At 68.7% G+C, this 13124-nt stretch carries 10 protein-coding genes and 2 pseudogenes; 7 read left to right on the top strand and 5 right to left on the bottom strand.

Annotation, left to right across the window (positions count from 1 at the left end; all coding sequences use genetic code 11):
• Positions 1–177: 177 nt before the first annotated feature.
• Positions 178–546, bottom strand: a complete 369-nt coding sequence (locus ACIHCX_RS33965; RefSeq protein WP_400036451.1) for a VOC family protein — start codon at positions 544–546, stop codon at positions 178–180.
• Positions 547–863: 317 nt separating this feature from the next.
• Between ACIHCX_RS33965 and tap the strand changes: the two genes are divergently transcribed.
• The 5 genes and pseudogenes from tap to ACIHCX_RS33940 all read left to right on the top strand — a co-directional run bounded on the left by tap (position 864) and on the right by ACIHCX_RS33940 (position 8050).
• Positions 864–3101 (top strand): telomere-associated protein Tap, encoded by a 2238-nt coding sequence (tap, locus tag ACIHCX_RS33960; protein WP_400036449.1) that lies wholly within the window; start codon positions 864–866, stop codon positions 3099–3101.
• A gap of 9 nt (positions 3102–3110) precedes the next feature.
• Positions 3111–3668, top strand: coding sequence for a telomere-protecting terminal protein Tpg (tpg, locus tag ACIHCX_RS33955; protein WP_400036447.1), 558 nt, complete (start codon positions 3111–3113; stop codon positions 3666–3668).
• Positions 3669–4551: 883 nt separating this feature from the next.
• Complete coding sequence (locus ACIHCX_RS33950) at positions 4552–5088, top strand: hypothetical protein (protein WP_400036445.1); 537 nt, start codon at positions 4552–4554, stop codon at positions 5086–5088.
• Between the two features lie 1326 nt (positions 5089–6414).
• Positions 6415–7141: pseudogene (locus ACIHCX_RS33945) on the top strand (ISL3 family transposase); the annotation flags it as partial.
• Between the two features lie 543 nt (positions 7142–7684).
• Positions 7685–8050 carry a transposase gene (locus ACIHCX_RS33940; protein ID WP_400036543.1) on the top strand — a complete coding sequence of 122 codons (366 nt, stop codon included), beginning with the start codon at positions 7685–7687 and terminating at the stop codon, positions 8048–8050.
• A 25-nt stretch (positions 8051–8075) separates the two neighbouring features.
• Here ACIHCX_RS33940 and ACIHCX_RS33935 read toward each other — a convergent pair whose 3' ends face one another.
• Positions 8076–8681, bottom strand: coding sequence for a DUF6461 domain-containing protein (locus tag ACIHCX_RS33935; protein ID WP_400036443.1), 606 nt, complete (start codon positions 8679–8681; stop codon positions 8076–8078).
• 230 nt (positions 8682–8911) lie between these two features.
• A complete protein-coding gene (locus ACIHCX_RS33930; protein ID WP_400036441.1) occupies positions 8912–10192 on the bottom strand; it encodes an MFS transporter in 1281 nt (426 codons plus the stop codon).
• 94 nt (positions 10193–10286) lie between these two features.
• Here ACIHCX_RS33930 and ACIHCX_RS33925 point away from each other — a divergent pair, with 94 nt between their 5' ends.
• Together ACIHCX_RS33925 and ACIHCX_RS33920 are read left to right on the top strand one after the other, a co-directional pair.
• Entirely contained in the window at positions 10287–10739 is a 453-nt protein-coding gene (locus ACIHCX_RS33925) for a winged helix-turn-helix transcriptional regulator (protein WP_400036439.1), read from the top strand.
• Between the two features lie 32 nt (positions 10740–10771).
• Positions 10772–10960, top strand: a pseudogene (locus tag ACIHCX_RS33920) (IS6 family transposase); the annotation flags it as partial.
• A gap of 523 nt (positions 10961–11483) precedes the next feature.
• Here the strand turns inward: ACIHCX_RS33920 and ACIHCX_RS33915 are convergent.
• Together ACIHCX_RS33915 and ACIHCX_RS33910 are read right to left on the bottom strand one after the other, a co-directional pair.
• Positions 11484–11906, bottom strand: coding sequence for a transposase (locus ACIHCX_RS33915; protein ID WP_400036437.1), 423 nt, complete (start codon positions 11904–11906; stop codon positions 11484–11486).
• Between the two features lie 148 nt (positions 11907–12054).
• Positions 12055–13068 (bottom strand): helix-turn-helix domain-containing protein, encoded by a 1014-nt coding sequence (locus tag ACIHCX_RS33910; protein ID WP_400036435.1) that lies wholly within the window; start codon positions 13066–13068, stop codon positions 12055–12057.
• Positions 13069–13124: the final 56 nt, after the last annotated feature.

Below are 13124 nucleotides of genomic sequence, written 5' to 3'. Positions count from 1 at the left end.
TTCGTGTGGTGAGGGACGTGAGGTGTGGAAGGTCAACCTGGAGCGTCAACTCTGCGTCGAGGTGGATTGGTTGTGGCAGTGGCCCCGCCGAAGGCGGGGCCACTACGTTGATCTGTGAGGTGCGGTTGCAGTCGGTGCCGAAGCTCTGTGCTTGTCACGCTGGCGAGGGAGGCAAGGTCACGGGCCTGAGCTCGGGGGATTGAAGACGCAGAACTCGTTGCCCTCCGGGTCGGCAAGGACGATCCAGCGAAAGCCATGCTCGCTCATTTCTTCAGAGAGCCGCTCGGCGCCGAGTCGTTCGAGACGGTTGGCCTCGGAGGTCAGGTCTGCGGTCCCGAAGTCCAGGTCAAGGTGCATGCGGTTCTTCCCCTGCTTGGGTTCTGGGACGTGCTGCAGGAGGAGAGTTGGTGCGGGAGTTTGCCCAACCAGGCTCAGGTAAGGGGGTCCGTGGAATCCGCGCCGGTAGTCCAGCGGGGCGAGCGCTGCGAGCCAGAAGTTCGCTTGCGCTTCCGTGTCGACACAATCCAGCGTCACGACGATCTGCATGGCGGAACGGTAGGAGCCCTGGTCCGCCTTGACGATCCATTTTCTGCAGCACCCGGGCTCCCTATGCCTGGACCTCGGCCGCGTTGATCGCGGCGCAGGCGGCGCGCAACCGGCACCCATGCTGCCGGTTTCGCGCCGTCGCCAGGGGCCAGCTCATGGCAGGGCGAGACCGACCTCGTCACGACAGCCGTGAACTCCATGGGGCGGGCCCGCCGCCGAACGCGTCTATGCTGCAAGCAGATTCGTACGCGATCCGTACGGCCAAAGTACGCGAACGGTACGGTTTATGGGGTAGAATGTGGGACCGGAGGTGTTCCATGTCCGAGTTGTTTGACGCGGTCGACGCGCTGGTCGCGTCCCGCTCTCCGCTGCCGCCGGCGGAGGAGCGCAAGCGGCTGCGGGTCGCGCACGGCCTGACGCTGGACGAAGTCGCCGCCGCGCTGAAGGTCCGCCGGGCGACGGTGTCGGGCTGGGAGTCGACCAAGAAGCCGACCGAGCCGCGCGGCCCGGAGCGTGAGGCATACGCGCGGCTGCTGCGGCAGCTCGCGGAGCTCTACCCCACGCCGCAGGAGCTGGCCGCCCCGGCGCCCGCCACGTTCACCGGCGCGCCCAACCCGACGGAAGCGCAGACTCTGTCCGCACCCCAGGCCCCCAAGGCTACGGCCATGACTGCACCCGAGAACACTCAGACGCCTGCCCCTACTCCCGTCGCCGCCGCTCCGGCCGCCACGCCCCGCCCAGCGCCCACCACCAGGCCGTCGTCGACGTCGCGCCGTCCCGGCGCGCGGAAGGCAGCTCCGGCCGGCACTCTGGCGGGCGCCACCGACCCGCGGTTCGAGAACGGCCCGCTGGCGGTCCTGGACGTCGACGCCGACGGCAAGGTGCTGGCGTACTGCACCGGCGGCCTGGTCCTGGACGTGCCCGCCAAGTCGATCCCGTCCCTGGTGGACTGGACGCTCAAGGAGGGGAAGCTCGGGGCGCCGAAGCTGTCCGGGCCGGGTAAGGACGCCGACCCGCTGCTTGTGCTCACCGAGGCCGCGCTGGAGCGCTACGGCCTCCCGGTCGCCCTTACCGAGGAAGAGCGGCTCGCCGGACGCCTGCCGGAGGGCCACAAGATCATCAAGCAGCTGGCCCGCACGGAGTGGAAGCTGACGAAGCGCGGGTTCGGGCCGTGGGCGCGTATCTACCGCCCCGCGCAAGGCTCGGAGCGGGCCTGCGTGCAGTTCTGCATCCCGTCGTGGAACGCGCTGGACACCCGGCACTGGGGCGAGGCCGGGCAGCTCCCGCCAGCCGAACTCGCCCGGCTCCTGGGTGTGTACGCGTCGCGGGTGATGACGCCGCGCGGATCGACCGCCGTGACCGGCCTGGAGCTGATGACCGCGCTGCACCCGGCGACCCGGGCCTCCGAGCCCGACGCCGACGGCAAGCGGCACTCCGAGCACAACCCCGGCTCGCTCGGGAAGGACCCGGTGGACTGCGCGCCCTGCGAGGCACCCGACGGGCACCCGCTCCTGGCGGACCTGCCGCGGTTCCACGTGCGCGGCCCGGCGGAGAAGCTGTTCGAGGAGGCGTACGACTGGGCGCGGCCGATGACGGATGCCGAGTGCACCCTGCGGCACCTGGTCGGCATCGACGTGAACATGGCCTTCGCCGCCGGCGCGAACGGCCTGGTCGTCGGCCTCGGCTCGCCGACGCACGTCACGAACCCAGTCTTCGACCCGAAGCTGCCCGGCTCGTGGCTGGTGGACCTGTCCCACGTCGACCTGTCGAAGGTGAAGGTCGGCAAGGAGTGGGTTGAGCTGGACGGCAGCCTGCTGCCCTCCCCGTTCACGCCGAAGGGCGACCGTCCCGAGGGGCCGGCCTGGTACGCGACGCCCACCGTCGCGTACGCGGTGGAGCTCGGCTACGAGGTGCGGCCGGTGGAGGCTTGGGTGCGGCGGGAGAACGGCCGCTACCTGGACGGCTGGTACAACCGGCTGCGGGACGCCTACCTCGCCACGATGGCCGACCTCGGCGTCGACGCGGACCTGTCGCCGGAGGACTTCCTGGCGGCGATGGACGGCTACAAGGGCCGTGACCCGGAACTGGCGATCGTCGTCGCGGCGGTCAAGGCGACGGTGAAGGGCGGCCTGGGGAAGCTGCGCGAGCGCCCGCGTGGGGAGGGGTGGCGGCCGGGCGAGCCGTGGCGGGCGCTGTCCCGTCCGACGTGGCGGCCGGACATCCGTGCGGCGGTCATCTCCCGTACCCGGATCAACCTGCACCGCAAGATCGTCAAGCATGCGGCGTTCACCGGTCAGTACCCGGTCGCGGTCCTGTCCGACTGCGTCGTCTACGCGGCCAGCGGCGAGTCGCCGCTGGACTTCCTGCCGTACCGGGACGGCAAGCCGCTGCCCGGCGGCTTCAAGCTCGGCATCAACCCCGGCCTGGTCAAGCACGAGGGCACCCAGTCCGTCCTGTGGGGCGAAGAGGTCCGCGAGCGGTTCAACGCACCGGAACTCAACCTCGCCCGGTACATCAAGGACGGCACCGTCACCGACGTCGACAACGGAGAGTAGGAGAAGGCGATGAGCCTGTTCGGGGACGGCCTGGACGCCGCGGTGCAGAAGGCGTTCACCCGCCCGGCACCCAAGAGCGCGCCCGCGCAGATGCGCTACCTGGTCAAGCAACTCAAGAGCACCAAGGCCGTCGCCCAGATGCTGCGGATTTCCCAGCGCACCGTCGAGCGGTACGTGAAAGACCAGATCAAGAAGCCCCGCCCGGAACTCGCCGCGCGCCTGGAGCACGAGGTGAAGAAGCGATGGCAGCCGCAGATCAGGGCCAAGGCCCGACAGAGGGCGGCGACGACCGGCGGGATCGTCGTCGACACCCGGGCCCGCATCGGCTACACCGCGCCGATCGGGTCGACGGACGAGGATCGGATCCGGCACCTGACCGTGGCGTTGCCGCCGCAGTACGCCGCCCGTCTCTTCGAGGCCCAGGAGCAGGGCGCCACCGAGCAGTATCTGCGAGAGATCGCCGCCGAAGGGCTCAAGGAGGTGTACTTCCAGGACGGCGGCCGCCGCGCCGGCCAGTTGGAGGAGGTCCGCTTCACGGATATTGAGCACTTGGAGTTCGACCTTTAGCATGCGCCGTCGCCGGACGCGTCGCCGCTCTTCTCGCTCGAGGTCATTTCCGTCGGCCTGCCCGTTCTGCCCCCTCTCGCCGCCCCCTTTTGCCGGGCCTGTTCCTCCTCTGCGGCAGCTTCCTCCAGGACGCCCATGACCTCCGCCGCAAAACATCAAGTTTCTCCGGCCAGGAAACGACTCATCGCCCTCTGAAGCTTCCCCTTGATGTTGGACACCTGGAGACTGAATTTCCTGGCCACGTCATGACGGGCTGCTTCACCCCTCCTGGTGACCGGCCATGTCCACGGCTGGACCGTCGGACAGCTCGAACGCCGCCGTGATGCACTGGCCCACCCCACAGAGCCGGCCGCCCGTATCCGACAGTCAGAAGACTCGTTAAGCAGGCCATCGCGTGCACGAAGATCCGCCTCTCGCGGATACGCGAACACGGTGAGGGCCCAAACCAACTTCCTCCCGGCTCCGGGCCCTCACCCGTGTCCGGCCATGCCTGCCCGGCCAGGTTTGGACGGGGCCGCGGCCCACGCCGCCACCATGGTCGGGGCCGGCCAGGTGACGGGCGTACCGTCCGGCCGGCACCATGCTCTCCGGCCAGCGCCCAGCAGGGCACACGGTCACGCCTGGTCCGGCCAGGCCATCATCGTCTGGCCCAACTCCTCATCAGTGAGTGTGATGCGGGCGCCGGACATACTGCCGTACTCGCCCACCCACGACGAGAACTTACGACGGGCTGTCGCCACACTCCCCTACCCGACGTGGGGGTGTTCCGTACTTCTTGTAGGCCCCGCTGGTGTACGTCGAGTCCTCCCCGCCGACGTGGGGGTGTTCCGGCTGCCGGCAAGCTCATCCCGTCCCTGTCAGTCCTCGTTCATAAGATCACGGCATGTCTGACGCCTTCACCGTCTTGTGGACCCATGACACGTGCCGTGCCCTACGCAAGGCGGATCGCGTGGGTGAGCGGCCGCCGGTCGCCTTCAGCGGCGTGCACTCCTCCCTGCCCGCCTGGTCGGGTGCCCGCGCTGGGGACGAGGTGTACGCGCTGCACGTCAAACAGTGCGTCGTGTACGTGGTAAGCCGAATGCGGGTGATCGACATGGAGCGGCGCGACTGCTGCGGCGCCGCCCCCGCGACGTGGCAGGACGCGGCGTTTCCTGGGCACGGCGACTGGTCGATGCTCGGTGCCGGCGGCTGCGGCGCCGCAGCGGTGCACGTGGACTCGACGCCCGTACGCTTCGACATGCCGATCCCCAGCGATCTTCTGACCAGGCTTACCTGGCGTAACCGCCGGGGCAAGACCCGCAGTCTGAAGTACCTGTCGGACGGCCGTCTCGAGCGCTCGATCAGCCTCCAGGGGTTCTACCGCCTGACCTCTGAGTCGGCTGGCGAGTTGGCCAAGGTCGTAGGCAACGCGGGCCCCTGATACCGACGGACGAGCGGGTAACCGGATCACGCCCTCTACGGCCGTCCCTGCCGTGAGCACCGACCCCTCGTCGGTTCCCCACGCAGGATGCCGTGAGCGAGGAAATGATTCCTCCCCTGCGGCGGAGCTGCGCGGGTGCTATTCCGCCGCGTAGCGGCGGCGTGTCGCGTCTGCGGAGCAGACCGCGCGCAATAGGGCGAGCACAGCCGCGGGCTGGCCGCGCAGCCGGCCCGCGAACACAACGGTGTCCCCCGCACCTGGCAGCTCGTCGTGAACGAGGCCCGCGAGCGGTACGAAGCCGAGCAGGGTGAGGAGTCCTCCAGCGCGGCATATTGACAGGTCTGCTGCCGCTGCTGCCGTGCTTGTGCTGGCCGCTGCGCCGCCCTGCCCGCCCGCCTGCTTCCTCTGGCGTGCCGGGCTCGCCCGGCACGGAGCGCGGAGGCCCCGCCGACGCGCAACGACACCCTCGAGGGCGCCCGATCCCCCGCCGCGCCGACCGCCAGCCACAGCCCGCCCCACTTCCCTTTTTTCTGTTCTGGGGTCGGCTGCAAGAGGTGCATAGGGGGATGTCGGGCTTCCGACCACGGCCGGACCAGCGCGGTGACCTGCGAATACGCCACCCAGGCCGCGTTCGCGTGCGGGCAGTTGTCGGAGGGGTTATCGGCAGGGATGTCGGCCTGGTTCAGGGCGGTGTTGTCGCATCGTGACCGTGGTCAGGTCGTCCCGCGCCGACGGCCAAGGACGGGACTTTGGCAAGGCCGCCGCCTCCAGAGAGGACGGCGCGGCGCCGGCTGAGGAAGGCGAGGCATACGACCTGCACGCCCCCGGAGATCCGCGTTCTGGGACCGGTTGAGGTCACCGGCGTGGACAGCACCGGGCACGGCCCGCGGATCGCGCAGCTGGCCGCCTTGCTCTATTTCCGACCCGGGCGCGGCGCGGACGCCTGTGTGCTGACATGGATCCTGTCAGCCCGTGGTCGGTGAGTACGCTCAATGCCCGCTCTCAGGGCTTGCGTCGCTCGCTGGGCAACGATCCTGACGGCCACCCCTATGTGCCGCGCCGCAGTTCCGGCGACGACCCCTACCGGCTTGCGCCCGGGGTGTGCTGCGACTGGACCCGGTTCCTCCACCTCGCCGTGCGCGCCCTCCCCCAGGCCGCCGGCGGCCTGCCCGACCTGGAAAAGGTCCTGTCCCTCGTGCGGGGCCGCCCCTTCGGTACCCACTCGGTCCCTCTCTCAACGGACTGGGGAAGTTCAGGGCTGTGGCGGATATTTCGTGAAGGCCAGTTCCAAACATCCGCCATGCCCGGCAATGTCCGTTCATCAGCATGGTGTTCGTGGGGGACGAACCGTTCTGGGATCTGGTATGGCCTGACGTTGAGGGGCTGGTCATCGACGCGGTGGGCGTTGTTGGGGATGCTGTACGGATTGATCTGCATGCTCGGCAGCCGACGGTGGCATGTCCCTCGTGCGGTGTGACCGCCTTACGGGTGCACAGCACGTATACGCGGCGCCTGGCCGACCGCCCGCTGGGCGGTCGGCGGGTGCTGCTGCGGCTCCGGGTCCGCCGGTTCTTCTGCGACAACGGCCTGTGCTCCCGCCGGACGATGGCGGAACAGGTGCCGAGCCTGACCGCGCGGTACCGGCGCCGGACGATGGCCCTGGCCCGGATGGTGCAGGCGATCGGGCTGGCTGTCGGCGGCCGGGCCGGTGCCCGGCTCGCCGGCTACCTGCCTGTGCGGACGAGCCGGGACGTGATCCTTGGGGAACTCCGGCGACTCCCAGACCCAGCGTCTGCCCAGGTCAAGGTGCTGGGGATCGACGAGTTCGCGTTCCGCAAGGGCGCCACCTACGGCACCATCCTCATCGACGTCGAAACACGCCGGCCCATCGACCTCCTGCCCGACCGCACCGCGGACACCGTCGCCTCCTGGCTCGCCGACCACCCCCGAGATCGAGGTCATCTGCCGGGACCGGTCCAGCGCCTTCAGCCAGGCCGCCGCCCGCGCGGCACCCGACGCGATCCAGGTCGCAGACAGGTGGCACTTGCTCCACTCACTCGCCCGCGCAGTCGAACGAACCGCCCACCAGCACCGCGCCTGCCTGCGCAAAGACGCCGAGAGCAACGGTACGGACCAGCCCCTGCAGCCGTCGGACCCCGTGTCCCTGGCGGCGTTGATCGGGCCGCCGGAGCCGAGCGATCCGCCAGACGGCCAGCTTCTGGCCCGCGTCCGCCAGTGGCACACCGACATCCACCAACTGCGCGAACGTGGCTGGACCATCAGCCGAATCGCCAACCGCCTGGGGCGGGACCGTAAGACCGTCCGCCACTACCTCACCACCGACCTCGACCAGATCCTCGCCTCGGCCCGCGAACGCCGCCCCAACGGCCACATCAACCGCTTCAAGCCCTACCTGCAACACCGCTTCCGCGGCGGCGCAACCAACGCCGCAGCCCTCTTCCGCGAGATCCGAGAGCGCGGCTACCGCGGAAGCCGCGTCGTGGTCACCAAGTACATCGCGACCCTCCGCGCCGGCACCGCCGTCTCCGAACCCGCACGGCCGATCCCCAGCCCACGCCGAATCACCACCTGGATCATGCGCCACCCCGACACCCTGACCGACAGCCAGCGCGCCCAGCTCGACCGCATCCTGACCGGCTGCCCCGACCTGGCCACCGCCCGCGACCTCGCCCACGAATTCAGCGCCATCACCCGCGAACGCCGAGACCACGACCTCACCCACTGGATGACCCGCGCCCTCGACCAAGGACCACAGCCAGTCCAGGGCTTCGCCGCCTTCCTCCAGAACGACTGGGACGCAGTCGTCAACGGCCTCACACTTCCCTGGAGCTCCGGCGCCGTCGAAGGCCAGGTCACACGCATCAAGCTCATCAAACGCCGGTCCTACGGACGAGCGTCCTTCGGCCTCCTGCGCACCTTCGTCCTCACTCAACCGCCATGACCAAGCGTTGAAGGGTGGCTGTCAGTCAGGCGATGACGAAGGCTGGCAGGCGCTCGCTCTCCCATACATCACGGGGAAGGGAAAGATCGAACCGGGTCTCTATGATCGCCAGGGTGTGCCGGTCCCGGTCCCGGTAGGACTCGTCTTCCGGCCGTGCGTACTGGCCGTCGGAGTACAGCACGCCAGCCGCGACCAGCTCAGCTAGCAGGAAGTCTCGCTGGACGCCCCACCGCCAGCACTCCTCCCCGATCCCAAAGCTGCAGACGTCCACGCCGTCTCTTGCATAGGAGAACATCGCTGGCGGATGGTCCACGGAAGGGTCGAGGTGAACCACCTCCACCCCGTTCCGGGAAATATCGACCAGTCGTTGCGCACCGTCCCCCAGGCCGTATTCAACGGCGAAGGACCACCCACCGTGCGCACCGACACGCACGACATCATCGTCGGCCGTCGCCAGGTCGAGAACCATGTTCCATGCCTCAGCGTCCGTCATCGGCGAAACAACGGAACCAGGCACGCCCCCCATACGCAGGCCTAGCTCCTCGGGCGTAATGCCCCGTGCAAAAACCACGCTGTGTTGCCAGTCATCTTGCTCTACAAGCCACTGAATGCCGCCACGCACGACGCTCATCCTCCCCCTGCACGCGCTGTGCCCTCGTATGTTTCGAGCGATTGATCACCCTAGCCAAAGGGTGTGACAGGCCCCACCGCCACAAGATCTGATCTGGTGATCAGCCTCCACCGTCACGAAATATCCTCCACAGCCAAGTTCAGCGAGCGGCGGACCGTCGATGACCTGGGGCTGCCTGCTCGTTCAGCGCCCGGTCCGAGACAGTCCGTCAAGGGAGCTTGCAGCATCGCTCACATGGTGGGGTGTCGGTCTTCACTGCGAGAGGCGACCTTGGCGGCGGGGTCCGGGGTGCTGTGTCGAGTGAAGGCCCACAGCGCGAACCCGAGGCAGCTGAACGCGGAACCCAGTGCGCATACGGCGCCCCAGCCGGCCACCGTGTAGAGGGAGGTCGCGGCGATGGCGCCGGTGCCACTGCCGATCGAGTAGAAGACCATGTACCCGCCGATCAATCGGCTGCCCGCGTCCGGGTGCAGCGCGTAGATCAGGGTCTGGTTGGTGACATGGACCGCCTGCACAGCGAGGTCGAGAAGGATCACCCCGCCGACCAGGGCCCAGAGCGAGCTGCGGGTGAAGGCCAAGGGCACCCACGAGGCGGCGAGCAGCGCCAGGGCAATGCCGGTGGTCCGTCGGGAGAGTCCGCGGTCGTTCAGGCGGCCCGCCACGGTCGCGGCCAGGGCGCCAGCGACACCGATCAGCCCCAGCGCCCCGATCGCGCTGTGGGACAGGAAATACGGGGCCTCGCTGAGCGGCAGCGCGACGCTGCTCCACAGGGTGCTGAAGGCGGCGAAGATCAGGAGACCGAACAGGGCCCGGAGCCGCAGCAGTCGTTCCCGTGCGAACAGGGTGATCGTGGAGCGCAGGAGCTGTCCGTAGCGCAGGGTTGTCGGCTCAGCGTCACTGTGGCGCGGGAGCACTTGGTACAGGACCAGGGCGAGCAGAGCGGTGAGCGACGCCGAGGCGAGGTAGACCGAGCGCCAGCCCGCGAGATCGGCCAGGAGGCCGGATGCGGTGCGGGCGAGCAGGATTCCGATGACCACGCCGCTGGTGACCAGACCGACGACCCGACCGCGCTCGGAGGGAGGGGCCAGTGATGCCGCGAAGGCCACCAGCGTCTGCGTGACGACCGCGAGGAGCCCCACGGCGGCCATGCCCGCGAGCAGGATCGCTGTCGTGTGGGCGGCGGCTACCACGGCCAGCGCCACCACCAGGAGCAGCAACTGGGCCACGATGAGCCGTCTGCGGTCGGCCACGTCGCCCAGCGGCACGAGGAAGAAAAGTCCCAGCCCGTATCCGACCTGCGTGAAGGTGACCACGCTGCCGACCAGCGCCGGGCTCATGGCGAGGTCGTGGCCCATGGTCACCAGGAGCGGCTGGGAGAAGTAGACGTTGGCCACTGCGGCCCCGCAGGCGACGGCGAACAGGATGACGACGCCACGGGACAGGACGAACGCGGAACCCTCCCCGGTGCGGGCCTCGGTCCGTCGTGTCACAGCCTCACCGTTGCCGGGCATGAGCACCCCTCCGCAAATCTGGTTTCATCTTGCTACCATTGGCGACGGTAACTATTTTGGTAGCATGTTGCAACCGTTGTGAGAGAGGGACGCCATGGTGACCAGGACGCGCTTCGACGACAGCGAATGTCCCGTCGCCCGGTCGGTGGACGCGATCGGCGACTGGTGGTCCCTGCTGATCGTGCGGGACGCCTTCGACGGAAGCCGACGCTTCGGGGAGTTCCAGCGCAGCCTCGGCGTAGCGAAGAACATCCTCACCGCGCGTCTGCGCACCCTGGTCGCCAGCGGTGTCCTCGAATCCGTCCCCGCCTCGGACGGCAGCGCCTACCGCGAGTACGTACTGACTCCGAAGGGCAAGGCGCTCTTCCCCGTCATCGTGGCACTGCGGCAATGGGGCGAGCAGAACTTCTTCGCCCCCGGCGAACCCCACTCACAGTTGGTCGACCGCCGACAGGGACAACCCCTCCGCCCGCTGGAAGTGCTGTCTGCGAACGGGCGACGGCTGAACCCCGACGACACCACCGTCCACAAGATCTCCACCCAATGATTCGGGTTGATCACGCTGCGAGGGGGGCGTCCGTGGGGAGTACGCCCCCGTCGTACAGGGGGCACCGGTACCCGGTCGAGGTCATCTCCCACTGTGTGAGGCTGTACTTCCGCTTCCCGCTCAGCTTCCGCGAGGTCGAGGAGTCGATGCTCCAGCGTGGCGTCATCGTCTCTTACGAGACCATCCGCCGCTGGCCCGCCAAGTTCGGCCAGGCCAGAGCTTGTGGCCGTGCTCGCGCGTCCAGCGACGCACGATCTGCTCCTGGTCCTCCAAGCCGAACCCGTCGAGCTGGCCGCCCGTAACTGTGACAGTGAAACGGCTGTGCCGGATGGTCTGGCCCGGATTCGGCGGCTCGCTCGTCCCGCCGGAGGGGAGGGTGCAAGGGCCGCCGGACGGACCGGTGGCACGGGGAGGTGTAGTGATGCCAGAGAAGAGCGTGTGGGGCGATTACGCGGAGAGCAGGCGGACACAGCGGCTGGCCGGGAGGGTGAGGAGAAGCAGACCGACGCCATCGGGGAGGGGCTGGCCGCTGTTGCTTACGCCCTGCTCGATGTGGCCCACGCGATTCGCGAGCACACCGAAGCCAGCCGGTAAGCCAACTCAGGCGGGGGGGCTCCTCGTCGGCGCGGCCGCCGGCTCCGAGAGTCCGTCGCAGTGTGGGCAGCGTCGCCGTGGAGGCTCCGAGCACGCCCCGGGCGCGCAGCTCGGCAACGTCCGGGAGGTGCACGCCGGGCAGGGCGTCGATCAGGTCGGCCTGGGCGGCACGGATGCTGTGCGCGGAAGCCCCTGGGCCGGAGCCAAGACAGGGTTGTACCCCGAGTCGGGGGTGCCGCAGGAAGCCCCGACCATCCGCCACGGGCTATCGCTTGCACACATCACGCTCCATCTCCAGCTCGCGGATGCGCTTGTCCTTCTCCCGCGCCTCGGCCCGCAGCCGGCCAGCTCCGCCCGCTCACTCTCCCGCAACCGGCCAGCAGACGGCTCGGCCAGCGGCCGGTCCGACGACGGCGACCCGTTGCGCCGAGCCCGAGAGACCCAGCTGTGCAGCGTCCCGGGATGGATGCCCAGATCCTCGGCCACCTCCGGAATCGGCTTCCCGGTCTCCGTCACGATCCGTACCGCCCCCTCACGGAACTCGGCGTCGTAGATGCGCTTCCTGGATGCCATGACCCCCAACTATCCCTCCGGTCACGGTCGCCACAGTAGGAGGGGAGGTGCACTGGCGGGCCTCCACGTCTACGCAGAGACCAACAGGGCCATCCCCACCACGAAGATCAAATCGGCGAGTTGATTATTTACAAGCCCTTAGCTGAGTTCAGTCATGCTGCCCTCGCCCTCGGCGTGGCCGCCGTGATGCCTGGTCCGTGTCCTGGTTGGCGGCGCGGTACTCGGTGGGCGTCATGCCGATGGCGGCGCGGAAGGCGCGGGTGAAGTCGGATGGCCTCGGGTATCCCCAGCGCATTCCGATGGCGGCGATTGGGACGTGGCACTGGGAAGGGTCCACCAGGTCCCGTCGGCAGCGGGCGAGGCGCTGCTGCCGGAGGAAGTCGCTGACCGTGATCCCGTGCTGTTGGAAGATGCGGTGCAGATAGCGCGTGGAGATGTGGTGCGCCGTAGCTATGCCGCTCGGTGTGAGGCCGTCGTGTAAATGGGTGGTGATGTAGGCGTTGATCTGCTCGAACAGTGCACGCTGCCGTGACCCGGTCGGAAGCAGGGTTTGCCGGTCGGTGTGGTGGGCGAGCAGGGCCGCCGTGAGATCGAGTGCGGTGGTGCCCAGCCGGGCGCTGTCAGCGGAAGTGAGGTCAGCGTGTGTGTCCGCGAGGCCGGTCAGAAACTGACGCAGGAGCAGCCCGACGCCTGCTTGTCCGGGTAGCGCCGTTCCGCACAGCGGCGTTACGGCCTTCTCCGGCAGTGGCAGGAGGCGCCGTGGGAACTGCAACAGCATCGCCTGGGCTCCCGGGGGGGTCGGGCCCACGGTGGCGGTGAACGGCCGCGAGCTGTCGTACAGGAGCAGATCGCCGGAACCAAGCGAGGTGTAGGTCCGGGCCTGTTCAATGCTCTGCCGTCCCGCGAGGGTCAGCGCGAGCTGGTACGTCTCGGGATCACACTGCCGGATGAGCCGCGGTGTGCGCTGGGATGACAGCGGCGTGTAGGACATCACCGAAAGCTGGACCGGTCCAAGGGTCATGGCCTGGATCCGGGCTTCGAGCTGGTCCGACCCAAGGAACCTTAAGCGGGTGCTCAACAGGGCCTGATGCGTGATCTCCACCCAGGCCGCAGCCCGGTCGGCGGGCGGCAGGTGACCGGTTTCCAGCACAGTGGTCAGCATGACGCCCCCCAAGTGATGCTGCCTGACAACACGGGTGTGACAGAACTGGGCCCATC

This window comes from Streptomyces sp. NPDC052043, from assembly GCF_044548235.1.
Lineage (GTDB): Bacteria > Actinomycetota > Actinomycetes > Streptomycetales > Streptomycetaceae > Streptomyces.
This window is presented reverse-complemented; position numbering and strand designations above follow the sequence as displayed.